Below are 26,983 nucleotides of genomic sequence, written 5' to 3'. Positions count from 1 at the left end.
GCCGAAAGGGCGGAATCCAATCATGTTTTTTAAGCGAATTGGTCAATCGAAAGCGCCGCATCGGTCTGTTTTCCTGGCGCTTTCGGTGGTTGTTCCATCGCTGTTCCTGTCGGCCTGCATGTCGTCCGAGAAGGATGTCGACCTGTCGACCTATGTCGAGCAGACCGAGCCGGCCGACGTTCTCTACAATCAGGGCCTCGCCAATCTGAATGCCGGGCGCCTGCAGGAGGCGAGCCGCAAATTCAGTGCGGTCGACCGCCAGCATCCCTATTCGGAATATGCCCGCAAATCGATGGTGATGGGCGCCTTTGCCGACTATCGCCAGGGCAACTATAGCGAGGCAATCGGTTCGGCCAAGCGCTATCTCACGCTCTATCCCTCGACCGACGACGCCGCCTATGCCCAGTACATCATCGGGCTGAGCTACTACCGGCAAATCAGGGACGTCACCCAGGACCAGAAGGAAGCGCGTCAGACCGTGCAGACGATGCAGGATCTGGTGACGCGCTGGCCCGATTCCGAGTATGTCGATGACGCCAAGGAAAAGATCCGCTTCGCCAACGACCAGCTCGCCGGCAAGGAGATGCAGATCGGCCGCTACTATCTCGAGCGCCGTGAATATATCGCCGCCGTCAAGCGGTTCCGCAACGTGGTGGAGACCTATTCCAACACGCGCCATGTCGAGGAGGCGCTCGCGCGCCTTACCGAAAGCTACTATGCGATGGGGCTGACATCGGAGGCGCAGACTGCCGCGGCTGTGCTCGGCACCAACTATCCCGACAGCGTGTGGTACAAGGATTCCTACAAGCTCCTGCAGAGTGGTGGGCTCGAGCCGCGCGAGAATGCCGGGTCGTGGATCGCCAAGGCCGGGAAGCTGATCACCGGCGCCTGAGCGGCGCGTCACCATGCTTTCCAGACTGTCGATCCGCGATATCGTTCTGATCGAGAAGCTGGACATCGACTTCTCGTCCGGCCTTTCGGTGCTGACCGGCGAAACCGGCGCTGGAAAATCCATCCTGCTCGACGCGCTGTCGCTGGCGCTTGGCGCCCGCGGTGACGCTTCGCTGGTGCGGCATGGCGCGGCACAGGGCCAAGTCATCGCCGTGTTCGACGTGCCGCGCAACCATCCTGCCCGCATGCTGCTTGCCGACAACGCTATCGAGGACGATGGCGACATCATCCTGCGCCGCGTGCAGACGGCAGACGGCCGTACCCGCGTCTTCGTCAACGACCAGCCTTCGAGCGTGACGCTGATGCGCGACGTCGGTCACGCGCTGGTCGAGATCCACGGCCAGCATGACGAGCGTGCCCTGGTCGATCCCGGTGCCCATCGCGAATTGCTGGACAGTTTTGGCGGCCATCTCGGCGCGGCCCGGGCGACCGGCGAGGCATGGCGGCACTGGCGGGCCTGCGAGCAGGAATTTTCGCGACACCGCGCCAAGGTGGAAGCGGCGGCCCGCGAGGCCGACTATCTACGCGCCGCGGTCGCCGAATTGACGAAGCTCGATCCCCAGCCCGGCGAGGAAGCCGACCTAGCCGAATTGCGCACCTCGATGATGCGGGCGGAAAAGATCGCATCGGAAATCCACGACGCACAGGATGTGCTCTCGGGCCCGTCCTCGCCCCTGCCGCAACTCGCCAGCCTGTTGCGGCGACTGCAGCGCAAGGTGACCGAGGCGCCCGGCTTGCTCGAAGACGTGGTCAAATCGCTCGATGAGGCGATGTTGTCGCTCGACGCGGCACAGTCGGGGGTCGAAGCGGCACTTCGCGCCACCGAATACGATCCGCGGAGGCTGGAGGAGGCCGAAGAGCGGCTGTTTTCGCTGCGTGCCGCCTCACGCAAGCACAGTGTGGCGGTCGACGATCTGGCGCAACTGCGTGACACGATGGCGGCCGATCTCGCCGACCTCGACGCCGGCGAGGAGCGCCTGCATGGGCTGGAGAAGCAAGCCGCCGCCGCCCGCGAGACCTACGACATTTCCGCGGCACAGCTTTCGTCGCTTCGCCATGCGGCGGCGGTCGGATTGACCAAGGCGGTGATGGCCGAACTGCCGGCACTCAAGCTCGAACGGGCCGCCTTCATCGTCGAGATGGCAAGTGAGGCCGAGAGCCGCATGGAAGACGGCATCGATCAGGTCGAGTTCTGGGTGCGCACCAATCCCGGCACAAGGCCGGGGCCGATGATGAAGGTCGCTTCCGGTGGCGAACTTTCACGGTTCCTGTTGGCGCTGAAGGTGGCGCTGGCCGACCGTGGCTCGGCGCCGACCCTGGTCTTCGATGAAATCGACACTGGGGTTGGCGGCGCGGTTGCGGACGCTATAGGCCAAAGGCTGGCGCGATTGTCGAAGCGCGTGCAGGTGCTTTCGGTCACCCACGCGCCGCAAGTGGCGGCGCGTGCGGCGACGCATTTCCTGATCTCCAAATCCGGCAGCGCCGACCGGGTTGCGACCGGTATCGCCGAGATGGACCGGGCAGCGCGTCAGGAAGAGATCGCGCGGATGCTGGCTGGAGCGACGATCACCGACGAGGCACGCGCGGCGGCCGAGCGTCTGCTGCGGGAGAACACCGCAGCATAGCGGAACTCACGCTCGGCGTTATGGATCGAGTCAGGATGTGGCTCCATGCTGCTGTTCCGGAATGATTTTCTCACGATCTGGCTCCCTTGCGGGAAAATCCTGATCTATTGTGGCGCCGCCGCTACAGCGCCGCGCGTCCTTTCGGACGTGCAAAGGACGCTGTAGCAATTTGATTTTGCGCATAGTCATTTCCGAAGATCGTTCCGAGCTTCGGGATCATGCGTCGAGGAGCAGTGCATGTCCGAAAAACCTGTCGATTCGCTTGATGAAAGCGAGGCAGCAAGCGAGCTGAAGCGGTTGGCGCAGGAAATCGCCGGCCATGATTTGCGCTACCATGCCGAAGATGCGCCGACGATTTCGGACGCCGCCTACGATGCGCTGCGGCGGCGCAATCTCGCCATCGAGCAGCGTTTTCCTCATCTTGTGCGCGAGGATTCGCCGTCACGGAAAGTCGGCGCGGCGGTCTCGGAAAAATTCGGCAAGATCGTCCATGCCATTCCTATGCTGTCGCTCGACAACGCTTTTGCCGATGCGGACGTGATCGATTTCGTCGGCCGCATTCGCCGCTTCTTGCGGCTCGGCGCCGACGCGCCGTTGGCCATGACGGCCGAGCCGAAGATCGACGGCCTGTCGCTGTCGCTGCGCTACGAGGCGGGACGGCTGGTGACGGCAGCAACGCGTGGCAACGGCCAGGTCGGCGAGGATGTGACAGCCAACGCCCGCACCATCGCTGAGATTCCCAATGTGCTTTCGGGGGATTTTCCCGAAGTATTGGAAGTGCGCGGCGAGGTCTATATGCGCCTCACTGATTTCGCCGAGCTCAATCGCCGCAATGCCGAGGCCGGAAAGCAGGTTTTTGCCAATCCGCGCAACTCGGCGGCAGGCTCCCTGCGCCAGCTCGACACCTCGATCACCGCCAGCCGGCCGCTGCGGTTTTTCGCCTATGCCTGGGGCGCGGTGAACGCCATGCCCGCCGACACGCAGATGGGCATGGTGGCAGCGTTCGAGCGCTTTGGCTTCAGGGTCAACCCGCTGATGAAGCTGTTCGATAGTGTCGAAGGGCTGCTCGAACAATACCGGCTGATCGAATCCAACCGGGCGACGCTTGGCTACGACATCGACGGCGTCGTCTACAAGGTGAACAGCCTTGAGCTGCAGCAGCGGCTGGGCTTCGTGTCACGCTCGCCACGCTGGGCGATCGCGCACAAATTCCCCGCCGAGAAGGCGACGACGATCCTGACCGGCATAGACATCCAGGTCGGCCGCACCGGCGCGCTGACGCCGGTGGCGCGGCTTGTGCCGGTGACGGTCGGCGGCGTCGTGGTGACCAACGCGACGCTGCACAATGAGGACTACATCAAGGGCATCGGCAATAGCGGCCAGCCGATCCGCGAAGGCCGTGACATTCGCATCGGCGACACGGTGAGCATCCAGCGTGCTGGCGATGTCATTCCGCAGGTCATCGACGTGGTCATGGAAAAGCGGCCGCCCGACAGCATGCCATATGCATTCCCAGTGCTTTGCCCGGCCTGCGGCAGCCACGCCGTGCGCGAGGAGGGTGAAGCGGTCAGGCGCTGCACAGGCGGTTTGATCTGCCCCGCGCAAGCGGTGGAGCGTCTGCGCCATTTCGTGTCCCGAGGCGCTTTTGATATCGAGGGGCTGGGCGAGAAGCAGATTGAGTTCTTCTTCCATGCCGAGGATCCGTCGCTGCGCATCTATTCGCCGGCCGACATCTTCACGCTGAAGGCACGGCAGGCAGCATCGCTGACCAAGCTCGAGAATGTCGACGGTTTCGGCGCGACCTCGGTGCGCAAGCTGTTCGCGGCAATCGACGACCGGCGGCAGGTCGAGTTCTCGCGCTTCCTCTATGCGCTCGGCATCCGCCACATCGGCGAGACCAACGCCAAGCGGCTGGCCCGCCATTTTCTTTCCTTTGCCGCTTTCCGCGAAACCGGGCAAAGCGCCGTCATGCCGTCCGGCAAGGGCGACCCGGGCAACGCCGCCTGGCAGGAGTTGAACGGCATCAACGGCATCGGCTCGATCGTGGCCGAAGCGGTGGTCGACTTCTTCGCTGAAGACCATAACCGGCAGGCGCTCGACGCATTGCTGGCGGAAGTAACAGTGCTCGACGAGGAGCCGGTCGGTGGCGTGTCGTCGCCGGTCTCCGGCAAGACGGTGGTCTTCACCGGCGCATTGGAGAAAATGTCGCGCGACGAGGCCAAGGCAATGGCCGAAAAGCTAGGCGCCAAGGTCGCCGGCTCGGTGTCGAAGAAGACCGATCTCGTCGTTGCCGGACCAGGTGCCGGCTCCAAGCTCAAGCTCGCCACCGAGCTCGGCATCGAAGTGATCGACGAGGATGCGTGGTTCGTGCGGATCGGCAGGGCGTGACGGTGGCATTTAGCGGTTTCGGCCAAAAGGCCCTTCCTTTCCTCAAGGCGCTCAATTTTCATCAGCGCCGGGAGTGGTTTGTCGAAAACCGCGACCTTTTCGAAAGCGAGTTGCGCGATCCTTTCGGCGATCTGGTCGAAACGCTCTCCGAGCGCTTTGCTGTAGTGGGGCTGGGGTTGCGCGGCGATCGCAAGAAGTCGCTGTTCCGGATCAATCGCGACGTGCGTTTCGCCAAGGATAAACGACCCTATAACCGGCATCTGTCGGCAATTCTTTCGCCTGACGGCACCAAGATGGAACAGGGCGTGTTGTTCGTCTATATCGGGCTCGAGCGCTGTTTTGCCGGCGTTGCTTGGTGGCAGCCCGGGCCGGCGCTGCTGCTGGCGATGCGCCAGGCTATCGCGACGCGGCCGGGTGAATTCCGGGCGCTGATCAAGACGCTGAAGCAAAACCGTCTCGAACTTGATGCGGAAGGTTGCATGAAGCGTGCACCACGTGGCTTCGAGCATGTCACTGAGGCCGATCTCGCGGCGGCCATCCGCAACCGGCATTTCGCCGTCCGGCACGAAATCGACCCGGCGGGAATCCACGGGCCGGCATTGGTCGACGAGCTCGTCGATTTCACTTTGCGCGCCAGGCCGCTGCTCGACTGGGGCAGGGTGATCGAAGGCAAGATCCCGGTAGACTAGCTCCGGACCGATGCGCAGGCCTGAACGTGCAACACGGCTGCGCCGATCATTTCCGCTGATCATTGGCTCAAGCGAATTGGTGTGACAAGGCAAGCGGCGCTCCCTACATACGGCTTTTCCCTAGGACTGATCCCCCAAGGAGTGGCTGATGTCGGCGGAAGCAATCTCCGAAAACCGCGCGAAGAGCGATTTCTGGCAAGGCGTGCGACTCTCGATGCCCATCGTGGTGGCGGCGGCGCCGTTTGGGCTGCTATTCGGGGCGCTTGCCGTCGACAATGGTTTTTCGGTGCTCGAAGCCGTCCTGATGAGCGCCATGGTTTACGGCGGCGCGAGCCAGATGGTGGGTATCGAATTGTTCGGGCAGCATGTCGCGCCATGGCTGATCGTGCTGTCGATCTTCGCCGTGAATTTCCGCCATGTGCTTTATTCCGCCGGTATCGGCCGGCGCATCGCGCACTGGCCGCTGGTCCAGCAAGCGGTAGGCTATTTCCTGCTCACCGATCCGCAGTTCGCGGTGGCCGAGCGCAAGGCGGAGGCCGGCGAGACGGTCGGCTTCGCCTGGTACATGGGACTTGGCCTGCCGGTCTATGTGTTCTGGGTAACCGAAAGCGCGCTCGGCGCGATGTTCGGCAAGCTCATTCCCGATACGCGTGCGCTGGGCATTGATTTCCTGCTGCCGATCTATTTTCTCGGACTGGTCATGAGCTTTCGCAAACGGCCACTGTGGCTGCCAGTGGTCGTCGCCAGTGCTGCTGCCTCCATCATCGCCTACAAGACGGTGGGCTCGCCCTGGCACGTCTCCATTGGCGCCGTAGCCGGCGTGCTGCTCGCGGTCATCCTGCCGCCGCACCACAGCGGTGTGGAGGCGCGGTCATGAGCATGACCTTGTGGATCATCATCGCCGGTGCGATCGCCACCTATCTGACCCGCATCGGCGGCCATCTGGTGATCTCGCGCTTCGAAAACGTCCATCCGCGCGTCGAGGCAGGGCTGAACGCCGTGCCGGCGGCGGTGCTGACGACGCTGGTGGCGCCCGCGGCCCTTGGCGCCGGGCCGACGGAATGGGCGGCATTGATCGTCGCCGGGCTGGTCTCGCTGCGCGGCGGGCTTATGGCGATGTTTTTGGCCGGTGCCGCCGTGCTGATCCTCGCCCGGCAGTTCGTCGGATAGACGAAACCTGCTACACGCCTTTGTGAAAATCACGACTTCTGGTCGTGCGGCAGCGGTGCGGTTGCCTTTTCCAGCCAGGCCAGCGTCTCGCCATCGAGCATCGGTCCGATCTCGGCCAGCACGCGTGCGTGGTATTGGTCGAGCCAGTGCAGCTCGTCACGCGTCAACAGGTCGGTGCGCACCAGCCTGGTGTCGATCGGAGCCAGCGTCAGCGTTTCGAAGCCGTGCATGGTGATGTCGCCGCCCTCTATCGGTTCGGCCGGCGTCACCAGGATGAGATTCTCGATGCGGATGCCGTAAGAGCCTTCCTTGTAGTAGCCCGGCTCGTTGGAGAGGATCATGCCCGCCAGCAGCTTCTCAGTGCCGGTCTTGGCGATGCGTTGCGGGCCTTCGTGAACGGCCAGATAGGAGCCGACGCCGTGGCCGGTGCCGTGGGCGAAATCGCAGCCATGTCTCCACAGGGCAAGACGCGCCACGGCATCGATTTCGGAGCCGCGCGTGCCCGGGGGAAAGCGCAGCATGGAAATGCCGATCATGCCCTTCAGCACCAGCGTGAAGCGTTCGCGCATTTCCTCGGTCGGATTGCCGATCGGCACAGTGCGGGTGATGTCGGTGGTGCCGTCCTGATACTGCCCGCCGGAATCGAGCAGGAACAGCTCGCCAGACTGAAGCTTTCGGCTGGTGGCGCGGGAAACGCGGTAGTGCATGATGGCGCCGTTCGGACCGGCGCCCGAGATCGTGTCGAAAGACACGTCGCGCAACGGCATCTGCGTTTCCTCGCCGGTGCTGCGGCGGCACTCCTCGAGCTTGGTGACGACGGCGATTTCGTCGAGCTTGCCGGGTTTCTGGCGGTCGAGCCAGCAGAGCAGCTTGGCCACGGCGGCGCCATCGCGGCGATGCGCGGCGCGGGCGCCGTTGATCTCGGCCTGGTTTTTCGTGGCGCGTGGAATGCGGGCTGGATCGGGCGCCGATATGACGGTGCCGCCATTGTCCTCGACCAGCATGCTGAGCTTCTCCGCCGCCAGCACCGGGTCCAGCGCGATTTTTGCACCGCCCTTGGCCAGAGCCGCGATCGCCGCTTCGAAGTCACGGGGTTCGTGCAGTTCAGCAAGCTGCGTCAGATAAGCTGCGACGGTGCGCGAAAACTTGCGCTGGTCCATGAAAAGCTGGTGCGACCCGTCGCCGGCGAGCACAGCGAAGCCGAGCGCCAGCGGCGTATGCGGCACGTCGCCGCCGCGGATGTCGAAGGCCCAGGCGATGGAGGACGGGTCGGTCAGCACGGCATGGGTGGCGCCATCCTTGCCGATGGCCGACGCCAGCCGTGCCAGCTTGTCCTTGGCCAGTTCGCCGGCAAAGGCGATCGGATGGAGCTCGACCGGCGCCCGCGGCGGGTCGGGCTGGTCCTTCCAGATGGCGTCGATTGGATTCTTCTCGAGCGGCACCAAAACCGCCCCCGATTTTTCGGCCGAAGCTTTCAGCGCTTTCACGTCGCCGATCGTCTGCAGCCACGGATCGAAGCCAAGCCGCACGCCCTTGCCGAGATTGTCCTTGATCCAAGTGGGAGGCGGATTGTCGACCAGGCTTTCGATCGAGAAGATGTCGAGATCGACTTCCTGGCGCACCTGCAGCGTATAGCGTCCGTCGACGAACATGACGGCGCGGCCGCCGAGCACGATAGCGATGCCGGCCGAGCCACTGAAGCCGGTCAGCCATTTCAGCCGCGCCGAGCGGTCGGCGACATATTCGCCCTGATGCTCATCGGCACGCGGCACGATGAAGCCATCCAGGCCGTTGGCCGCCAGCCATTGACGCAGCAGCGCCACCCGCGGCTTGCCGACGGCTGGGTCGCCGGCGGAATCAAAAGTCTGGAACATGACGGGGCTCTCCTCGGATGCTGGCGCGACCGTAGCGCATGACCCCGAAAATCGGAATCGACTTTTGCTGGGCTGATCTTCGGTTCGGAGAAAATCAGCGCAAGATCAAAGTGCTACAGCATCAGCCGCCTGACAACCGACGGGATTTGGTCCAGCAGCATCGCTTTTGCGCATAGACGCCATGCAGAATCAGCGATTTTCAAATAGGTCAGCAGAGCTTACCTTTTTGGAGTGGAGGAACGACTCTTATTGCACTGCAAAGGAGACCATCATGTCCACGATTTCAGCCAGACGCGGATTTTTCCGAAGCGCCATGAACGCTCTCATCGAAGCGCGCCAGCGCGAAGCGAGCCGCTATGTGAGCGGCGTTCTGCTTGGCTTTGACGACGAAACGCTGAAAGCGCACGGCTACGATCGCGAAGAGCTGAGGAAGGCGGCAAGGTCGCCCTACGTCTGAGCGACTTGCTGCTTGCGTTTGAAGGCGCTGCGCGTCACCGCTTGAGGTGGATCGTCACCCAGCCCTCGCGGTGCAACGTCCTGACATGGCGGAACCGCTGGCCGACATAGGCCGAGATCACCGCGTCACGCTGCCGGTCGAGGATGCCTGATAGCACGATCGAGCCACCCAAGGTGACATGCCCGGCCATTTCGGGCGCCAGCCGCATCAGCGGCCGCGCCAGTATGTTGGCGACGATGAGGTCGAAGGGGCCGCGCGCGGCAAAGATCGGATGGTGGAAGCCCGGCGCCGTCGCCGTTTCGACGAGCGCCGTGACGTGGTTGAGCCGCGCATTGGCGGCTGCGACCTTTATGGCGACCGGATCGATATCGGTCGCCAGCACCGGGATGTGGGCGAGCTTGGCCACCGCGATCGCCAGCACGGCACTGCCGGTGCCGAGGTCGAGCGCGTTGCGCGGGTGCTCGCGCCGCACGACCTGTTCCAGTGTTTCGAGGCAGCCGGCCGTGGTGCCGTGATGGCCGGTGCCAAAGGCGAGGCCCGCTTCGATCTCGATGGCGAGCTCGCCGCTGTGGCGCTTCCTGCGGTCATGCGCGCCGTGGACGAAGAACCGGCCGGCGCGCACCGGTTTCAGTCCCTCCAGCGAGCGCGTCACCCAGTCGATATCAGGCACGGGCTCGCGCGCAATCGGCCTCGACAGGGCAAGCCCGGCAAGAACCTCTTCCACGCGCGCCTCGACGGCATCGACATCGCCGTCGGCATAGAGCGACACTTCGTGGATGTCGCGATCCTCATCGACTTCGAGGATGGCAATCGGCAGGCCCTCGTCCTCAAAGGCTGCTTCGAACGCCGCGAAGATACGGTCGGCCTCGGTCTTTCCAGTGGTGAAATAAAGCCGCGTTTGGGTCATCCACGGATTTTCTTTGTGAGCATGATCTTGTCCGAAAACCGGTTCCCACTTTTCGGGATCATGCACTAACCTTCCGCCGCCAGCCGCTTGAGCTTGGCGATGGCGGTGTCCGAGCTTTCGCCGTAGGCGATGGTGCCGGCGAAGTCGCCCCTGGCGTTGAGCAGCAGCACCGAAGCGGTGTGGTCCATCGTGTAGTCGCCGTTGCCGGTATCGACCTTCTTCGAATAGATGCCGAAGGATTTGGCCATGGCGTGGACCTTGTCAGGATCGCCGGTGATGCCGAGCATGCGGTCGGAGAAATTGCTGATATAGGCGTTCATGATTTCGGGTGTGTCGCGTTCCGGGTCCACCGAGACGAAATAGGCGCGCAGGTTCTTGCCGTCGTCACCCATCGTCTTCAGCCAGCCGGCCAGTTCGAACAGCGTGGTCGGGCAGACCTCCGGGCAATGGGTGAAGCCGAAGAAGACGACGCTGGGGTGGCCGCGAAAGGCAGCCTCGGTGACCGGAGCGCCCTTCTGGTCGACCAGCGTGAACGGCGCGCCGAACGGCTCGCCGCCATAGTGCCCGCGGTACCAGTCGAAGGTGAGCCAGCCGATGCCTGCTGCCATCAGGACAAGAATGCCGACCAGTATCGAACGCATCATCAATTGGGTGTCCGTCGTGATTTTCATTGGCGCCGTATCGGCGCAAGCTTGTTCGGCGAACACTCTTAACGGTTTGATCTCGCGCGCGCAAAGATGTCGCGTTGCCGCAACCGGCATTCCTGTCAAAAAATGATCCGCTTGCAAAGCGCTGCCGCCGGTCCCACCTGAGGTCGGCAAAACTCGAACCGCAGGAGGCTTCCTTGCAAGGACTGATTGGGCGAAAACTGATCGGCGGCGCTTTGGCCGCATGCCTTGTCATCGGTGCTGGTGCGGCTTTCGCCCAGGAGGTCGGAAAGGTCGGCGTCGACTGGCTAGGCAACGACATCATCGTCGAGGCAATCAAGGACCCCAAGGTCGAAGGCGTGACCTGCCACGTCTCCTATTTCGACCGCGGCGTGATCGATCGCTTGCAAAAGGGCAACTGGTTCGAGGATCCGTCCGATTCCTCGATCTCCTGCCGCCAGACCGGGCCGATCACCATCAGCGACATCGACATGAGCGAGGCCGGCGAGGAGGTTTTCAAGCAAGGCATCAGCCTGATCTGGAAGAAGCAGGTGGTGAACCGCATCTACGACAAAACCAATGAGACCCTGATCTATCTGTCGCACTCGCGCCAAGTGCAGGACGGTTCGGCGAAAATGTCGGTCACCACCGTGCCGCTCTACGGCCAGAACGTGGTGTGGACCAACGGCAAGCCAAAATAGAAATTTGAAGTGCTACAGCGTCCTTTGCGCGTCCAAACGGACGCGCGGCGCTGTAGTCGGCTTGCAGCGTCATGCGCGGCGGCGTAAAGCGCCGGCATGGACCGTCCCGAAAACCTCGTCCTGAAAGACCCCGAGCCGCGTATCCACCCGACCGCGGAGCTGAAGGCGTGCAAGCTTGGACGCTACGCCTCGATCGGCGAGCGGGTCATCTTGCGTGAAGTCATAGTGGGCGATTTCTCCTATTTCGAGCGCCACGCCGAGGCGATCTACACGACCATCGGCAAGTTCTGTTCGATCGCCGCCAACAGCCGCATCAACGCGCTGGAGCATCCGATTGAGCGGCTGACCCAGCACAAGGTCAGCTACCGCCCGAACGAGTATTTTCGCTGGCTGGGCGTCGACGCGGCTTTCCGGGAACGGCGGCGGGCGCAATCCGTCGGCATCGGCCATGATGTCTGGATCGGCCATGGCGCGGTGATCATGCCTGATGTGACCATCGGCAATGGCGCGGTCGTCGGCGCCAATGCGGTGGTCACGCACGACGTTCCTGCCTACGCGATTGTCGCCGGCGTTCCGGCCAGGCAATTGCGCCAACGCTTCGCGACGGACATCGCCGCGCGGATCGAAAGCCTTGCCTGGTGGGACTGGCCGGTCGAGAAACTGGCCAAGGCGGTCCCCGACATGCAGGCGCTGTCCATCGAGGTTTTCCTCGACCGCTGGGAAAACGAAATACCCTGATCTTGCGGGTGCGTGCACGGCTATGTCCGTGAAATTCCGTGAAATCCCTCCTTTCAGGGAACCCGGAGCGGTTGCCGGTTGTTTCTCCCTACCATGATAGAGAAGCGTTTCACGAAGATCGCCAACTACGTCGCCCATCTCGCCGGTCTGCCGTCGACATTCGCCATCTGCTGCCTGATCATCATGGCCTGGGCGATAAGCGGGCCGATTTTCGGCTTTTCCGATACGTGGCAACTCGTCATCAATACCGGCACGACGATCGTCACCTTCCTGATGGTGTTCCTCATCCAGAACACCCAGAACCGCGATGGCACGGCGATTCAGACGAAACTCGACGAGTTGATCCGGGCCGGCAAAGCTCACAATACTTTTATCGGCATCGAGCACCTGACCGAATCCGAGGTCGAGGAGATCCGCAAAAAATGTGAACAGGCGGCGAAACGGCATGACCAGAAGATCGCCGATGCGGCGGTCAAGAAAGCCGCTGCGCAAAAGCGCGGCTCGAAGAGCCGTGCGGCGTAAGCGTCAGCTTTCCATGAACGCCGCGAAAGCGTCCTTGTGGTCCGGGTGCCAGCGCGACAGAGCAGGGCGGTTCTCGATGATGTCGCCGATCGCCCAGGCCATGCGCTTTTCGTCCATGGGTCGTGTCGCCTCGTTGTCGGGGCACAGGATGTAGAAGTCGCCACGCACCAGCGCGGTCAGCATGAAGTCGATCACCTGCTCGCCTGTCCAGGCACCGGCGGGTTTTTTGGTCGCGCCCTCGGTCAGGCCGGTAAAAGTGAACCCCGGAATGAGCAGATGCGCCGCAACCTTTGCGCTGGGCTCGTTGCGCAGCGCGTGTGCCAGGCCTTCGGTGAAGGTCTTCACGCCTGATTTGGAGACGTTGTAGGCAAGGTTGCCGGGCGGCGTGGTGATGCCTTGCTTGGAGCCGGTGTTGACGATCAGGCCCGGCCTGCCGGCCGCCAGCATGCGCGGCGCGAAGGCCTCGACGCCATGGACGACGCCCCAGAAATTGATGTCCAGCAGCCGCTTCCAGGCGTCGCGGTTCTCCCAGGGTTTGCCGGGATTGTTGCCGACCCCGGCATTGTTCATCAACAAAGACACCTCGCCGAAGGCACCGAATGCCTTTTCGGCCAGCAGGTCTAGTTCGTCGGCCTTGGAAACATCGGTGGCGACAGCAAGCACCGCGTTATCGCCGGCAATCGTGGCAACGGCGCGGGCAGCCTCGTCGAGCCGCGCGCCACCGATATCGGCCAGCACGATTTTCAGGCCCATCGCCGCCAGCCGCTTGGCCGCGGCAAGGCCGATGCCGCTGGCGCTGCCGGTGATGACGGCAACGTTGCCGGAGGCTAGCGCAGGCAAAGCGGTCTGGATTTCGGCGTCGGTGGTCATGGCGATTGTCCTCGTTCAAGTTGCGCCGAACTTAACGCGGCAAGGGGCTCGCGCAAGCCCGCTTTGGCGCCCTTGGGTTGACCACATCGGCAGGCGCTGCGCATGCTGTCCTGACAAAAAGGAGATTTACCGATTGACCGACTGGATCGAGATCCTGAAAGAACAGACCGCTACCGGCGACCAGATGAGCCGCGAAGTGCCGCAAATGCTTGCCAATCCCGACATCAGCGAAGCGCAAGTGAAGACGCTGTTTTCGGCGCTCGAAAAACAGGCGGAATTCGTCGAGAAGCTGCGCATGGCACTGGAAAAATTCGGCCATGATTTTTCGGTGATCAAGGCGGCCGAGCGGCTGGAGGAGCGCTACGCCGACCTTGCTGCCTCGGTGGCGGAAAAGCTGAAAGCGATGCGAGGCTAGGCGGACCTATTTTTCGATCTGCTTTTCGAACCGCTTGTCCGGCACGAACCAGATCATGGCAACCAGCACATAGAGCGCGACGCTGATCCATTGATTGACGAAGGTCAGCGGAATGGCGGCGATGTAGAGGACCACCGAGATCTTTTCCTTGCGGTCGGTGCCTACCGCTCTGGCGAAGGCAGTGTCGTTGCCATGCAGCCGATGCAGTATGACGACCAGAATGAAGTAGGCGGCCGCGCAAAGCGCCAGGACAACACCGTAAACGGCGACAGGCACCGGCGCGAAATGGTTTTCACCCATGAAGGCGGTGGTCACGGGCATCAACGACAGCCAGAACAGCAGATGCAGATTGGCCCACAGCACGCGGCCATCGACGCGCTGCACGGTGTGGAACATGTTGTGCAGATTGTTCCAGTAGATGCCGACATAGATGAAGGACAGCACATAGCTGAGAAAAGTGGGCCATAGAGGTGCCAGCGCGGAAAATTCCGCGCTATGCGGCACCTTCAATTCCAGCACCATGATGGTGATGATGATGGCCATGACGCCATCGGTAAATGCCTCGACCCGTCCCTTGCCCATGGATTCTCCTTACCAATGCGCTGAAGTTAAAAGATGATTTCGCGCAGCGCCACCGGCAATACCGCCAAACCTGTCAGGAGCACGTCCGAGGAGGGGAACACCTGGCCCGAAACAGGCGTTAGCGTCACGATTCCCTGACAACTGGAGGTCGAAATGATCGCCATGACGTGCGATAACGAGCTCGGCGGCAGGGCGGCAATGGCCGCCGTTGCTGCCATGATCGCAGTTCTTTTCGCCGGCAGCACGGTGCTGACGCCGCTTTACGTCATCTACAAACAGGCGTTCGGCTTCTCGCAGATCACCCTTACCCTGGTCTATGCCGTCTATGTCATCGGTAACCTGGCGGCGCTTTTGATGTTCGGGCGCGTGTCGGATGTCATCGGCCGCCGGCCGGCCGCCTTGGCGGCGATGACGGTGGCGGTCGTCAGCGCGCTGTTTTTCCTGTTCGCCGAAAATGTCGCGTGGCTCGACATCGCCCGGATTCTGAGCGGCTTGGGTATAGGCGTCGGTGCGGGAACCGGCACCGCCTGGCTCGCCGAGCTGGTCGCTACCGACGACAAATCACGTGCCGCCATCATTGCCACCAGCACCAATTTCTTTGGTCTCGGTCTTGGCGCGCTGGCGGCGGGACTGCTTGCCGAATATGCGCCGTGGCCACTAAGGCTGACATTCGTCGTTTATCTGGCGGTGCTTGCCCTTGTCGCGGCGCTGGTCTGGCGCACGCGAGAAACCATTTCACAACCGGGAAAACTGGCCGATATCTCCATGCAGCCACGGTTCTCGGTGCCTGGTGAAATCCGCGCCGGTTTCGTGGCGCCAGCGGTAACCGGCTTCGGCGCCATGGCGCTGGTCGGTTTCTACGCGGCGCTCGCGCCGAGCATACTGGCGCAGCAGCTCCATATGATCAACCATGCCCTGGCCGGCGCCTTGTTCTTCGAACTGGCGATCGTGGCCGCCGTCACCATATTGGTGACGACACGCCTTTCGAGCCGCAGCACCATGCTCGCGGCTTTGGCCCTGATGATCCCGACCGTCGTCCTGGTCGTGGCGGCGCAGGTCTTCGCTTCGATGGCCATCATGATCGCCGCGACTGCGTTCTGCGGCGTCGCGGCAGCGCTCGGCTATCGTGGCGGCCTGCAAGTGGTCAACCAGATCGCGCCGGCCAGCCGCCGCGCCGAAGTGGTCTCAGCCTTCTTTATCTGCTGCTTTTGCGGCAATGCGCTGCCGGTCATCGGTATTGGCATCCTGTCGACGGTGATAAGCGCGACAATGGCAAGCCTGGCCTTTGCCGGCATGATCACGATCTTTTCCCTGGTGGCGCTCGCGTTTGGCGCCAGATATGCGCTGTGAGCCCTTCGTTCAGCCGTTCGGCGTTTCGGGCGAAAGATTCGCGCGCTGGCGCGGCACGCCAAGACCGGTGTCCGGCGGCTCGGCGGCGGCCGGCCTGTCCTCGATCATGTGCATAGTGCGCCAGCGACCGAAGCGGTAATAGGCCGCTGCCAGCGCGAGCGAGGTGATCGAGCCGACCGGAAAGCTCCACCACAGCGCTTCCTCGCCGATCACGCTTCGGAAGAAATAGGCGAAGCTGGTGCGCACCAGAAGCACCGAGATCACCAGGATGATCAGAGGCGGCATCACCGCGCCGGTGGCGCGCACCGTGGCGAAGAGCACGATGGTGACGCCGAACAGGATGAAGGACCAGGACGCGACCTTGTTGATGTGGGTGGCGATGTCGATTGCGGCGAGGGTCGGCGTGCGTCTGATCCAGCTCTTTTTATTGATTTTGCTGTCTCTCACACCCCGGTGACAAACCCGTCTAGAACCCGTTTCTGGCCGGCCTTGTCGAAGTCGATGGTCAGCTTGTTGCCGTCGATGGCCGAAATGTTGCCGTTGCCGAATTTCTGGTGGAAGACGCGGTCGCCGACATTGAAGGCCGACGGCGTGTCAGCGACGGATTTGGCGACCAGCTCGCCGTCGATGGTCCGGCCTTTTACGCTGGTGCGGCCGGCACCATAGCCCGAGTCGGTCTCGCCATAGCCAATGCGCTCGACCTGATGGCCGGAGCGCGAGCCCCAGTTGCGGTCGGTTGCCTCGGTGCGGTTCTGTTGCGCGCGCTGCCAGCCCGGCGTCGCATAGGTGTTGGAGAAGGCGCCGGATTTCTCGGCTCCGACATTGTCGAAACGCGAGGCGCCATAGGGGTTCTGCCTTCCTGCTCCTTGGCCGCCACGGCCCGATGCGAACGAGCCGCCGCCATAGGAATTGCCATAACCGCCGTAGCTGTTGCCGCTTTCGGCGACCTCGACATGGGCTTCCGGCAATTCGTCGAGGAAACGCGACGGGATCGTCGATTGCCACAGACCATGAATGCGGCGGTTGGAGACGAACCACAAATGCAGGTTCTTCTTGGCACGGGTCAGGCCGACATAGGCCAGCCGCCGTTCTTCCTCCAGCCCGGAGCGGCCGCCCTCGTCGAGTGCGCGCTGGTGTGGAAAAAGGCCTTCCTCCCAGCCAGGGAGAAACACGGTCTCGAATTCGAGGCCCTTGGCCGAATGCAGCGTCATGATGTTGACGGCGTCGAGCTCGGCGTTCTGCTCGGCGTCCATCACGAGTGCGACATGTTCGAGGAAGGAGCGCAGCGACTCATACTCCTCCATGGAGCGGATCAGTTCTTTCAGGTTTTCCAGCCGGCCAGGAGCTTCCACCGAGCGGTCGTTCTTCCACATATCGGTATAGCCGCTCTCCTCCAGTATGGTCTCGGCCAGCTCGGTGTGCGGCGTGGTTTCCAGCGCCTTCTGCCAGCGCTCGAAATTGGCTGATACCTCGCGCAGCGCGGCGCGCGGCTTCGGCTTCAGCTCGTCGCTTTCGGCGAGCTTGGCGGCGGCCTCCAGCATCGGGATGCGCAGCGCCCTGGCGGTATCGTGGATCTGGCGGATGGTGGCTTCGCCCAACCCGCGCTTCGGCACGTTGACGATGCGCTCGAAGGCAAGGTCGTCTGCGCCTTGCGCGACGACGCGGAAGAAGGCCAGCGCATCGCGGATTTCGAGGCGTTCGTAGAAGCGCGGGCCGCCGATGACGCGGTAGTTGAGGCCGAGCGTGACGAAACGGTCCTCGAATTCGCGCATCTGGAAGGACGCTCGGACAAGAATGGCCATGTCGTTGAGATTGTGCTTCTGCCGCTGATAGGCTTCGATGGTTTCGCCGACGGCGCGGGCCTCCTCCTCGGAATCCCAGGCGGCATGGACGTGCACTTTCTCATCGTCCTCTGCGACTTTTTCGGTGAACAGCGTCTTGCCGAAGCGGCCTTCATTGTGGGCGATGAGGTGGGAGGCGGTGCCGAGGATGTGCGCGGTGGAGCGATAGTTGCGCTCCAGCCGGATGATCGTGGCGCCGGGGAAATCCTTGTCGAAGCGCAGGATGTTGTCGACCTCGGCCCCGCGCCAGCCGTAGATGGATTGATCGTCGTCGCCGACGCAGCAGATATTAACCGTGGCCGGGCGCGGGTTTCCCTCCCCCTTGAGGGGAGGGTGGCCGGGCAAAGCCCGGCCGGGTGGGGTCCGTGCGGCAGTGCTCGACGCTCTGGCGGTGCCTTCTGCGGCAACCCCCTCCGCCCGCTTCGCGGGCACCTCCCCCTCAAGGGGGGAGGATTGTGGCCGCTGCGCCAAAAGGCGCAGCCACATGTACTGCGCGGTGTTGGTGTCCTGATATTCGTCGACGAGGATGTAGCGAAAACGCTTATGATATTCCTTCAGCACGTCCGGATTGGCGCGGAAGATGCGGATCGGATGGCACAGGAGGTCGCCGAAGTCGCAGGCGTTCAGCGTCTTCAGCCGCTCCTGGTAGGCCTTGTAGAGTTCTCGGCCCTTGCCGTTGGCGAAGGCGCGGGCGTCGCCCTCGGGAATGTCGGCGGGGCCAAGCCCCTTGTTTTTCCAGCCGTCGATCATCTGGGCGAACTGCTTGGCCGGCCAGCGCTTGTCGTCCAGCCCTTCGGCCTGGATGAGCTGCTTGATCAGGCGCACGACATCATCGGTGTCAAGAATAGTGAAATCGGATTTGAGCCCGGCAAGCTCGGCGTGCCGGCGTAAGAGCTTCACGCCAATCGAGTGGAAGGTGCCGAGCCACGGCATGCCTTCCACATTGCCTTCGCCGATCAAGAGGCCGATGCGCTGCTTCATTTCGCGCGCGGCCTTGTTGGTGAAGGTGACGGCGAGGATCTGCGACGGGAAGGCCTTACCGGTGGCGAGGATGTGGGCGATGCGGGTGGTCAAGACGCGCGTCTTGCCGGTGCCGGCGCCGGCCAGCACCAGAACCGGGCCTTCGGTGGTTTCCACCGCCAGCCGCTGCTCGGGGTTGAGCCCGTTCAGATAATCGGGCGCATTGTTGTGGCCGCTGCGGGCAGCCATGGCGCGCGCAGCAATGCCCGACGGGGCCACGGGCCGCGCGTTCGGTTCGTCAAAAAAAGGCATATCTTCCGAAAAGCCGGACATCTCCCCCGAATGTAGTGATTCGGCAGCGAAAGGCCAGAAGTGTCTCCGTTTTGTTCTCTATCCAGTCCGTAGAACCACAATCTGGATGGGTCCGCGACCCAAAACGTCGAGCTTGCTGTGGGTCCACGCCTAAAACGCGGAGCTTGCTTGACAGCCACGGCGGGCCGGAGAAAGTTGTGCTCGGGGCAGGAACGCAATGCCGGGTTGCCCATAGACGCGTTGCGAAGCGCGCACCAGTCGAAGGAGCATCGTCTTGGCTGTCGTCGTTACCTCCCTCATCCTTTTCCTCATCGGCCTGGCGCTTGGTGGCGGCGGCATCTGGTTAGCTTCGCTGGGCGGCAGTTGGTACTACATCATTGCTGGCATCGCCTTCCTCGTCGCTGGCTGGCTGCTCTACAGGCGCAAATCCATGGCGCTGTGGCTGTACGCGGCGATCGTCATCGGCACGCTCTGCTGGGCGGTCTGGGAAATCGGCTTCGACTGGTGGGAACTCGGTCCGCGCGGCGGCATCATCGTGCTTATCGCGTTGTGGCTATTGACGCCGTGGGCGCGGCGCGGGCTCACCGGTCCCGATGGACGCGCGCCGCTGATCCTCGCGGTGCTGGCGTCGCTTGCCGTCGCCGGCTATTCGATGACAACCGATCCAAAGGATATCGCCGGCGAACTCAATACCGATGAGGTGACGCCAACGGCCGACCTCGGCGGCAACGTGCCAGCCGGCGAATGGCATTTTTACGGCCGCACCCAGTATGGCCAGCGCTATTCGCCGCTCGACCAGATCACCGTCGAAAACGTTGCCAATTTGCAGCCGGCCTGGACCTATCGCACCGGTGACGTGAAAGGGCCCGACGACGTCACTGAGACAACCTATCAGGTGACGCCGCTGAAGGTCGCCGACACGCTCTACATTTGCACCCCGCACAATTTCGCCATTGCCATAGATGCCGCGAGCGGCAAGGAGAAATGGCGCTTCGATCCCCAGGTCAAGCTGGACAAGGACCGCCAGCACCAGACGTGCCGCGGCGTGTCCTATTATGCCGATGCCAAAATCGCCGCCGGCCAGCCCTGTGCAGCACGCGTCTATCTGCCGACATCCGACGCCCGGCTGATCGCGCTCGACGCCGCGAATGGCCAGGTCTGTCCCACATTTGCCGAAGGCGGCACGTTGAACCTGCTCGCCAACATGCCATATCCGAAGCCGGGCTATTATTATTCGACGTCGGCGCCGCTGATCGTCGCCAACAAGATCATCGTCGGCGGCGCGGTCAACGACAATTATTCAACGCAGGAGCCGTCCGGCGTCATCCGTGCCTTCGACGTCGACACCGGCGCCCTGATTTGGAACTGGGATTCGGGCAATCCGGACCAGACGACGCCACTGGCACCGGGTCAGACCTATACCAACAACTCGCCCAACATGTGGTCGACGGCGAGCGCCGACGAGAAGCTCGGTTTGCTCTATGTGCCGCTCGGCAACAAGACGCCGGATCAGCTCGGCGCCGGGCGGAGCGCCAATGACGAGAAATTCTCCTCTTCGGTCACAGCGCTCGATCTCAACACCGGACAATTGCGGTGGGTGCGGCAGACCGTGCATCACGATCTCTGGGACATGGACGTGCCGGCGCAGCCGACGCTGGTCGACATCACCACGGCTGCCGGCGTCGTGCCGGCGCTGGTCGGGCCGACCAAACAGGGCGACCTCTATGTGCTCGACCGGCGCAGCGGCGAGCCGATCGTCCCGATCAACGAAGTGCCGGCGCCGGGCGGCGCGATCGAGGGCGACCACACCTCGCCGACGCAGCCGGTTTCGGACCTGAGCTTCAATCCGAAGCCGCTGACCGGCGCCGACATGTGGGGCATCACCATGTTCGACCAGCTGGCTTGCCGGATCGAGTTCCTTAAACTGCGCTACGAGGGCCGCTACACGCCGCCGTCGCTGCAAGGCTCGCTGATCTATCCCGGCAATTTCGGCACGTTCAACTGGGGCGGCGTGGCGGTCGATCCGGTCCGGCAGGTGATGTTCGGCATGCCGACATACCTGGCGTTCATCTCCAAGCTGGTGCCGCGCGCGGACGTGCCGCCGCCGGGCGATACCAAAGGCAGCGAACAGGGCCTCAACCGCAATGAAGGTGCGCCTTATGCAGTGATATTGAAGCCGTTTCTGTCGCCGCTCGGCATCCCCTGCCAGGCACCGCCCTGGGGCTATGTCGCGGGCGCCGATCTCAGGACCGGCAAGATCGTCTACAAGCATCGCAACGGCACCGTCTACGACATGACGCCGCTGCCGCTGCCGTTCAAGGTCGGCGTGCCGGGCATCGGTGGGCCGATGATCACCGCCGGCGGCGTCGCCTTCCTTGGTGCTGCGGTCGACGACTTCTTCCGCGCCTATGATCTGACGACCGGCAGGCAGCTCTGGCAGACCCGGCTGCCGGCCGGCGGGCAGTCGACGCCGATGACCTACACGGTCGCCGATGGACGCCAATTCGTGGTCATCGTCGCCGGCGGCCATGGCTCGGTCGGCACCAAGCCGGGGGATTATGTGATGGCCTACACGCTGCCGAAGTAGAGAGTTCTTTCAGAGGCCAGGATTGCTTTTCACGCTGCTTGCAGGCCGGCGCCGGTTGCTGCGGACCTTGACCATCGATCGCCTGGTGGCAGCGAAGGCTGCGGACCGGAGCGTCAGTAGGGCAGCGCCGGCAAGCACGAATGCGCTTACGAGGATCGGGGTGGGGAAGGTCATGCGCGTTTGTTCCTTCTTGTCAGAGCCAGCCAGCGTGGGCGACGTCACCACCAGCAGCTTTCCTTTATATTGTGGCAGGAACGTCAAGATTTGCCATCAATTACAAAAACGTGATGACGGCGTGGCGCGATCGCGTTACGGCTTTCGCGCCGAGACCAGCAGATAGGCCTTGGCGACAGCGCCGAAATAACCAGCGATGAGCCGGCAGACGATGGCGGTGCCGAGGCTGGACTTCAGGCTCATGGTGCCTTTCGCCCGTTCCGATGCCGGCCACGCGACGAGGCTGCGGCGGAAGCCGCCAAGGCAATTGTCGGTGGCGTCTTCTACCTTGACGTCCTGAAAGCCGGCCACGCCGAACAGCACCCGGTAGGAAGCAATGTCGGAGACCAGATTGGCCCTCGGCACGCCAAGGCGATCAGAGATTGCAGAGGTGAAGCCCCGAAACAGGATGTCGGACAGCACCAGCACGCCGCCGGGCTTGAGCACCCGGAAGGCTTCCGCGACGAAAGCCGCACGCGTATCGAAATGGAAGGCCGCCTCGACGCAGATGACCGCGTCGAAACTTTCGTCGGCGAAGGCGAGCTTGACGGCATCCATCTGCAGCACCGCTGCGCCGGGAGCGTTCTGGCGCGCCGTCGCAACCTGGGCGGCGGAGATGTTGATGGCGGTGACGGCCTCTGGCGGATAGGACAGCAGCAACCGTTTCGTCGATGCGCCGAGCCCGCAGGCGACGTCGAGGATGCGGCCGTCCTTCTTCGGCAGCCGCGCCAGCAACGTGTCGACAAGCGCTTCGCTGGCTTCGCGCTGCGACGTGGCGCCCGTCGCCCAGTAGCCGAAATTGTAGAATCCGCTGCCGCCGTAGTAGCGGCGCTGCTTGCTGCTCTTCATGACCCGGTCGTAGATGCGGATCATTTTCTGCTGCGCGACCATTGGCAGTTTCCTATGTCAGTGCCGGGATCACGACGAGCTCGCGGAACCGGCCGGTCGCCCGGACCGAACGGGCAGCCTCGCCGCGCGGGCGCATGATCACCTCGACGTTGCCGATCGGCGCCAGGGTTACTCTGGTGCGGTAGGCGATCCGCGCTGCCGGCGACAGCTCCACCGAGCGCTTCGACAGGATGGTGGCCAACGCGATCTTCATCATCTGCAGGCCGAAGGTGACGCCGGGGCACATGTGGCCGCCTGCGCCGAATACCGTGTACTGGAACGGCGATGGCCGGATTGTGGCCCAGCGGTCCGGCCGAAAGCTGTCGGGATCGGGATAGAGCGATGGATCGCGGTTGATCGTCATGGCGCTGATCAAAACCAGATCGCCGCGGGTAATCGGCTCTGCGCCCAGTATCGTCGTCCTGGTCGCCCTGCGCATCTGCAAGGGCACCGGCGGGAAAAGCCGCATCGCTTCCCTGATCGTTGCGTCGAGCAGCGGCAGCGTGCCGATCCGGTTCATTGTAGCAGGCCTGCCGCCGGTTGCCGCGTCGATCTCCGCGACCAGTCCTGCCATGGCGTCCGGATGCTGGGTGAGCAGGATCACGGTCCAGGCCAGCGCGTTCTGGCAGGTGTCATAGGCAGCGCCGAAGACGAAGCTGACGATGCCGCCGATCAGTTCGACCGAGGGTGGCTTGCCCACCTCGTCGGTGTTGTTGACGAGGATCGACAGGATGTCCTGCGCGTCCTTGTTGCCGCGCTTTTCCTCCGCCCAGGAAAGGATGGCGCGTTCCTGACCCTCGGCCTCGCGGAGCCAGCGGAAGAAAGCGGGGGTGGGGACGATCCAGCTCGCCTGCATCGCCCGCGCAATCATCTCGGCGATCGGCATGGCGCGCCGGTGGTCGTCGCCGAAGAGAAGGCCGATCGCCAAATGCTTGGCCATCGTCTTTGCGGCCTCTGTCAGCGGAAAGGCGGCGCCGAGCGGCCAACTCGCGACCTGTTCAGCGGCGATCCGCGCCATCTCAGGGCTCATCGCCATGACGGCTGGTCGCTTCAGCGGCGGTGCGAAAAGTTTGCGATAGTGCTCATGACGTTCGCCGCGCAGTCTCGTCATGCCGTAGGACAGGCGTTGTGAGGCGCCCGACCTCTTGCTGGTCGCACTGATCTGGACGTTGCGCCAAGTCTCGGTATCGGACAGCATGGTCTTGTAGAGTTCGGCATCGGCGATCATGAAGACGCGGCGCGGCTTTGCCGCGGTCGAGTGCGGGTAGTCAGCGCGGATGAAGAGGCCGAAGGCGCGATGCGCGTTACGCGCTGCCGTCAGCGGTTCGGCCGCGAAACGGGCCATCAGCCCGAGCGTGCGCCATTTCCCCACTTTGTATGCCAGCATGCCCCACCCAAGCTCGACATAGCCGCAAGCTTACGGATGTCCCCTTGGGCATCCTAAGGAAAACGCTCCGGCGGTCCATAGCTAATGCAGGCCGCGACCGACATTGTGGAGCGCGCTGCGTGCTGGGACCTCACTCATCCGTGACTGGATCATGCCGGCTTCTACCCTATGTTGCGCGGCGGGAGTATTTCCAGAAGCCGAGGAGAGCGCGCCATGACGAAACCGAGCCCTGCCAGCCCAGCCGTCACGAGACCCGCCATTACCCAGGCGATGATCGACGCCTATGATGAATACACGCATCTGACGCTCGACCGGCGGCGCTTCATGGAACAGTTGACCAGGCTTGCCGGATCAGGTGCGGCGGCCGCCGCAATCGCACCACTGCTGGCGGCGAATTCAGCCCGGGCGGCGATCGTTGCCGAGGACGATTCACGCGTGACGGGCGAGGACATCAGCTATCCCGGCAGCGGTGGCGAGATGAAGGGCTATCTGGTCAAGCCAGCCGGCCAATCCGGCAAGCTCGGCACCGTCATCGTCGTGCATGAGAACAGAGGGCTCAACCCGCATATACGCGATGTGGCGCGGCGCGTGGCGCTGGAAGGGTTCGTGGCGCTCGCCCCGGACTTCCTGTCGCCGCTCAGCGGCACGCCGGCCGACGAAGACAAGGCGCGTGACCAGTTTTCCAAGCTCGATCCGGCGCAGACCACCGCCAATGCGGTCGCAACGGTCGCTTTCCTCAAGAGCTACGCGGATGGCAACGGCAAGGTCGGCGCGGTCGGCTTCTGCTGGGGCGGCGGCACGGTGAACACACTGGCTGCCAACACGCCGGATTTGGCTGCCGCCGTCGCCTATTACGGGATGCAGCCGAAGGCCGAGGATGTGCCGAAGATCAAGGCGGCGCTGCTGCTGCATTATGCCGGGCTCGACACCCGCATCAATGCCGGTATCGACGCCTTCAAGAAGGAACTCGATGCAGCCAAGATCGAGTACACGGTCTATGTCTATGAAGGTGCCAATCATGCCTTCAACAACGACACATCCGCGGCCCGCTACGACAAGAACGCGGCGGACCTCGCCTGGGGCCGGACGAGCACCTTCCTCAGGGAAAAGCTGGCCTGATCAGACATTTGCCGGTTTGTGGAAAGCGACGCCGGCCACCACCAGCGCGATGCCGAGGCAATCGATGGGGCTGGGTATCTGGCGGAGCACAATGACGCCGATCAGCGTGGCGGTGACCGGCAGCAACGACAGCATCAGCGCGAAGCTCGATCGCGGCAGCCGCGACATGGCAAGCTGGTCGCAGATATAGGGGATGACCGACGAGCAGATGCCGACGCCGATGGCGGCGATGAGCAGTGGCGGGGCCGAGAAAGCCGGCAACGCATCGCTGAAGCCTATCGGCAGCACGATGAGGAAGGCCACCGCCATGGCGGCACCAAGGCCGGCGATGCCGTCGCCAGCGCCGGCGCGGGCGACGCGATGGCCAAGCACGATGTAGCCAACGAACAGGGCGCCGTTGAGGAAGGCCCAGAACAGGCCGATCGGGTCGCTCGACCATTTGACGTCGATCAGCAGCAAGGTGCCAATGACCGCAACGGCAAGCGCGCCGAGATTGCGCGGGCTTCTGACGCCGACCAGCTCGACACCGATGGTGCCGACGAATTCGATCGCCGCGACCAGCGAGATCGGCAACCGGTCGAGCGCCAGGTAGAAGGAGCAATTCATCACGCCCAGACAAGCACCAAAGGCCAGAAGCAACAGTCGTGTCGGCCGGTCGGCGCGGGCAAAGACCGTCCACGGCCGGGTCATTGGCGCGAAGACCAGGGCGGCCGTGACGATGCGCAGCCAGGCCATGCCGAGCACGCCGACATGCGGGAAAAGCAGCACGGCGAAAGCCGGCCCGAGATAATGGAACACGGCGCTGACACCAAACCAGACATGCGGCGGCAGCGAGGTCGCCAGCTTGCCAAAGGCAGGGCCGGCGAGGGCAGGGCTTGCCGCGGGGGCTTGCGCTGAATCATCCATTGGATCACTATCGCAGGCTTTCTTTCCGGTTTATATGGATAATGATCAACCAAAGAGACCATTGATCTTCCAATGCCAAGGATTTTTCGTTGAAGCGCCTTCGAAACGAAAATGCCGACCTGGATGCGGCGGATCTGAAAATCCTGCGCCTATTGGAAAAGGATGCGCGCACCAGCACGGCTGAACTGGCGCGCTCGGTCGGCCTGTCGGCGCCGAGCGTGGCCGAGCGCATCCGGCGGCTGCAGGAGAGCGGCGTGATCGAGGCCTACACGGTGCGGATCAATCCGGCCGCGCTCGGCATGAAACTATCGGCATGGCTGCGGATCAGGCCGGTGCCCGGGCAACTGGCTGTGGTGGCCGAGATCATCCGCGATTTGCCGGAAATCGCCCAGTGCGACCGGGTGACCGGCGAGGACTGTTTCATCGCGCTGGCGCATGTCGGCTCGGTGGCCGAGCTCGAACGAGTGATCGACCGCATCATTCCGTTTGCGATGACCAACACCGCGATTATTCAGTCGTCACCGGTGGTGGCGCGTTCGCCGCTGGGAGCGCTTAAGGGGTCGGCTTGATTCTCAGGGAAGGGCAATGCTGGCCTCGGCGTGACCTCCGATCAGGCGTGCCCGCGTTTCATCCGCGCTTGCTTCAGTATGGCGCGCCAGCGGATCATGGCGAAAGGGATCGGCTCGTTGTTGTTGGCGATGTGAAAGATCTCGTTGTTGAGGTTCTTCAGCGAGCGCCAGAAGTCATAGTCGCTAATGCGTGGGTCGGCCGCTAGCCTGTCCGCCTCGACCTTGATGTCGGTTTTCATGCACGTTCCCCGAACCGCTTCCGCCCAGCCGCCCGTATCGCAACTCGATAGGGACGGTTCTCGACCGCCGTGCTGA

The 26,983-nt window shown here is 63.2% G+C and carries 27 protein-coding genes; 15 read left to right on the top strand and 12 right to left on the bottom strand.

The features are described 5' to 3' along the window. The first annotated feature begins 22 nt into the window (after positions 1-22). From RPG13_RS24455 to RPG13_RS24430, 6 genes are all read left to right on the top strand, one after another. Positions 23-892 carry an outer membrane protein assembly factor BamD gene (locus RPG13_RS24455; protein WP_127205066.1) on the top strand — a complete coding sequence of 290 codons (870 nt, stop codon included), beginning with the start codon at positions 23-25 and terminating at the stop codon, positions 890-892. Between the two features lie 13 nt (positions 893-905). Continuing rightward, on the top strand, positions 906-2,576 hold the full coding sequence (gene recN / locus RPG13_RS24450; protein ID WP_292624797.1) for a DNA repair protein RecN: 1,671 nt from the start codon (positions 906-908) through the stop codon (positions 2,574-2,576). Between the two features lie 237 nt (positions 2,577-2,813). After that, positions 2,814-4,964 carry an NAD-dependent DNA ligase LigA gene (ligA, locus tag RPG13_RS24445; RefSeq protein WP_337126237.1) on the top strand — a complete coding sequence of 717 codons (2,151 nt, stop codon included), beginning with the start codon at positions 2,814-2,816 and terminating at the stop codon, positions 4,962-4,964. Beyond that, positions 4,961-5,653, top strand: a complete 693-nt coding sequence (locus RPG13_RS24440) for a DUF2461 domain-containing protein (protein ID WP_337126236.1) — start codon at positions 4,961-4,963, stop codon at positions 5,651-5,653. Before ligA ends, RPG13_RS24440 begins: the two co-directional genes overlap by 4 nt. Positions 5,654-5,801: 148 nt before the next feature. After that, entirely contained in the window at positions 5,802-6,530 is a 729-nt protein-coding gene (locus RPG13_RS24435; RefSeq protein ID WP_337126235.1) for an AzlC family ABC transporter permease, read from the top strand. Beyond that, positions 6,527-6,823, top strand: coding sequence for an AzlD family protein (locus RPG13_RS24430; protein ID WP_337126234.1), 297 nt, complete (start codon positions 6,527-6,529; stop codon positions 6,821-6,823). Before RPG13_RS24435 ends, RPG13_RS24430 begins: the two co-directional genes overlap by 4 nt. A gap of 29 nt (positions 6,824-6,852) precedes the next feature. Here RPG13_RS24430 and RPG13_RS24425 read toward each other — a convergent pair whose 3' ends face one another. Next, a complete protein-coding gene (locus tag RPG13_RS24425) occupies positions 6,853-8,697 on the bottom strand; it encodes an aminopeptidase P family protein (RefSeq protein WP_337126233.1) in 1,845 nt (614 codons plus the stop codon). A gap of 271 nt (positions 8,698-8,968) precedes the next feature. Here RPG13_RS24425 and RPG13_RS24420 point away from each other — a divergent pair, with 271 nt between their 5' ends. Next, complete coding sequence (locus tag RPG13_RS24420; RefSeq protein ID WP_095483353.1) at positions 8,969-9,154, top strand: hypothetical protein; 186 nt, start codon at positions 8,969-8,971, stop codon at positions 9,152-9,154. A 34-nt stretch (positions 9,155-9,188) separates the two neighbouring features. Here the strand turns inward: RPG13_RS24420 and RPG13_RS24415 are convergent, their stop codons facing one another. Together RPG13_RS24415 and RPG13_RS24410 are read right to left on the bottom strand one after the other, a co-directional pair. Further along, positions 9,189-10,061 (bottom strand): 50S ribosomal protein L11 methyltransferase, encoded by an 873-nt coding sequence (locus RPG13_RS24415; RefSeq protein ID WP_337126232.1) that lies wholly within the window; start codon positions 10,059-10,061, stop codon positions 9,189-9,191. A gap of 65 nt (positions 10,062-10,126) precedes the next feature. Next, positions 10,127-10,705: an SCO family protein gene (locus RPG13_RS24410; protein ID WP_337127049.1), complete on the bottom strand. Its 579-nt coding sequence runs from the start codon at positions 10,703-10,705 to the stop codon at positions 10,127-10,129. Between the two features lie 209 nt (positions 10,706-10,914). Here RPG13_RS24410 and RPG13_RS24405 point away from each other — a divergent pair, with 209 nt between their 5' ends. From RPG13_RS24405 to RPG13_RS24395, 3 genes are all read left to right on the top strand, one after another. Further along, positions 10,915-11,409, top strand: a complete 495-nt coding sequence (locus RPG13_RS24405; protein WP_442921394.1) for a CreA family protein — start codon at positions 10,915-10,917, stop codon at positions 11,407-11,409. Between the two features lie 96 nt (positions 11,410-11,505). After that, positions 11,506-12,147 carry an antibiotic acetyltransferase gene (locus tag RPG13_RS24400; protein ID WP_337126230.1) on the top strand — a complete coding sequence of 214 codons (642 nt, stop codon included), beginning with the start codon at positions 11,506-11,508 and terminating at the stop codon, positions 12,145-12,147. 93 nt (positions 12,148-12,240) lie between these two features. Further along, a complete protein-coding gene (locus RPG13_RS24395; RefSeq protein ID WP_164547170.1) occupies positions 12,241-12,669 on the top strand; it encodes a low affinity iron permease family protein in 429 nt (142 codons plus the stop codon). A gap of 3 nt (positions 12,670-12,672) precedes the next feature. Here the strand turns inward: RPG13_RS24395 and RPG13_RS24390 are convergent, their stop codons facing one another. Next, positions 12,673-13,539: an SDR family NAD(P)-dependent oxidoreductase gene (locus tag RPG13_RS24390; protein WP_337126229.1), complete on the bottom strand. Its 867-nt coding sequence runs from the start codon at positions 13,537-13,539 to the stop codon at positions 12,673-12,675. 133 nt (positions 13,540-13,672) lie between these two features. Here RPG13_RS24390 and RPG13_RS24385 point away from each other — a divergent pair, with 133 nt between their 5' ends. After that, entirely contained in the window at positions 13,673-13,954 is a 282-nt protein-coding gene (locus RPG13_RS24385; protein WP_029351415.1) for a hypothetical protein, read from the top strand. Between the two features lie 6 nt (positions 13,955-13,960). On the opposite strand, the gene RPG13_RS24380 is transcribed toward RPG13_RS24385, so the two are convergent. Further along, entirely contained in the window at positions 13,961-14,536 is a 576-nt protein-coding gene (locus RPG13_RS24380; RefSeq protein ID WP_126105907.1) for a TMEM175 family protein, read from the bottom strand. A 153-nt stretch (positions 14,537-14,689) separates the two neighbouring features. Between RPG13_RS24380 and RPG13_RS24375 the strand changes: the two genes are divergently transcribed. Then, positions 14,690-15,886, top strand: a complete 1,197-nt coding sequence (locus tag RPG13_RS24375) for an MFS transporter (protein WP_337126228.1) — start codon at positions 14,690-14,692, stop codon at positions 15,884-15,886. Between the two features lie 9 nt (positions 15,887-15,895). Here RPG13_RS24375 and RPG13_RS24370 read toward each other — a convergent pair whose 3' ends face one another. Together RPG13_RS24370 and RPG13_RS24365 are read right to left on the bottom strand one after the other, a co-directional pair. Then, positions 15,896-16,333, bottom strand: coding sequence for a hypothetical protein (locus tag RPG13_RS24370; RefSeq protein WP_337126227.1), 438 nt, complete (start codon positions 16,331-16,333; stop codon positions 15,896-15,898). Then, a complete protein-coding gene (locus RPG13_RS24365) occupies positions 16,330-19,020 on the bottom strand; it encodes an ATP-dependent helicase (RefSeq protein WP_337126226.1) in 2,691 nt (896 codons plus the stop codon). Before RPG13_RS24365 ends, RPG13_RS24370 begins: the two co-directional genes overlap by 4 nt. A gap of 253 nt (positions 19,021-19,273) precedes the next feature. On the opposite strand from RPG13_RS24365, the gene RPG13_RS24360 reads away from it, so the two are divergent. After that, positions 19,274-21,586: a glucose/quinate/shikimate family membrane-bound PQQ-dependent dehydrogenase gene (locus tag RPG13_RS24360; RefSeq protein WP_127292411.1), complete on the top strand. Its 2,313-nt coding sequence runs from the start codon at positions 19,274-19,276 to the stop codon at positions 21,584-21,586. 9 nt (positions 21,587-21,595) lie between these two features. Here RPG13_RS24360 and RPG13_RS24355 read toward each other — a convergent pair whose 3' ends face one another. From RPG13_RS24355 to RPG13_RS24345, 3 genes are read right to left on the bottom strand one after another with little or no spacing between them, the layout of a single operon-like run. Beyond that, entirely contained in the window at positions 21,596-21,847 is a 252-nt protein-coding gene (locus RPG13_RS24355; protein ID WP_101954435.1) for a hypothetical protein, read from the bottom strand. 48 nt (positions 21,848-21,895) lie between these two features. Next, positions 21,896-22,690 carry an SAM-dependent methyltransferase gene (locus RPG13_RS24350; protein ID WP_126105912.1) on the bottom strand — a complete coding sequence of 265 codons (795 nt, stop codon included), beginning with the start codon at positions 22,688-22,690 and terminating at the stop codon, positions 21,896-21,898. 10 nt (positions 22,691-22,700) lie between these two features. After that, positions 22,701-24,074, bottom strand: coding sequence for a cytochrome P450 (locus tag RPG13_RS24345; RefSeq protein ID WP_126105913.1), 1,374 nt, complete (start codon positions 24,072-24,074; stop codon positions 22,701-22,703). Positions 24,075-24,287: 213 nt separating this feature from the next. Here RPG13_RS24345 and RPG13_RS24340 point away from each other — a divergent pair, with 213 nt between their 5' ends. Next, entirely contained in the window at positions 24,288-25,193 is a 906-nt protein-coding gene (locus RPG13_RS24340; protein WP_095483362.1) for a dienelactone hydrolase family protein, read from the top strand. On the opposite strand, the gene RPG13_RS24335 is transcribed toward RPG13_RS24340, so the two are convergent. Beyond that, positions 25,194-26,099 carry an EamA family transporter gene (locus tag RPG13_RS24335; RefSeq protein ID WP_337126225.1) on the bottom strand — a complete coding sequence of 302 codons (906 nt, stop codon included), beginning with the start codon at positions 26,097-26,099 and terminating at the stop codon, positions 25,194-25,196. An 89-nt stretch (positions 26,100-26,188) separates the two neighbouring features. Between RPG13_RS24335 and RPG13_RS24330 the strand changes: the two genes are divergently transcribed. Further along, entirely contained in the window at positions 26,189-26,668 is a 480-nt protein-coding gene (locus tag RPG13_RS24330) for an Lrp/AsnC family transcriptional regulator (RefSeq protein ID WP_095483364.1), read from the top strand. Between the two features lie 41 nt (positions 26,669-26,709). Here RPG13_RS24330 and RPG13_RS24325 read toward each other — a convergent pair whose 3' ends face one another. Further along, complete coding sequence (locus RPG13_RS24325) at positions 26,710-26,907, bottom strand: hypothetical protein (RefSeq protein ID WP_006335908.1); 198 nt, start codon at positions 26,905-26,907, stop codon at positions 26,710-26,712. Positions 26,908-26,983 lie beyond the last annotated feature (76 nt).

Source organism: Mesorhizobium sp. ISC15 (assembly GCF_037162615.1).
In the GTDB taxonomy this organism is placed as follows: Bacteria; Pseudomonadota; Alphaproteobacteria; order Rhizobiales; family Rhizobiaceae; genus Mesorhizobium; species Mesorhizobium mediterraneum.
The sequence above is the reverse complement of the archived record's forward strand: the minus strand, read 5'-3'. Positions and strand labels throughout refer to the sequence as shown.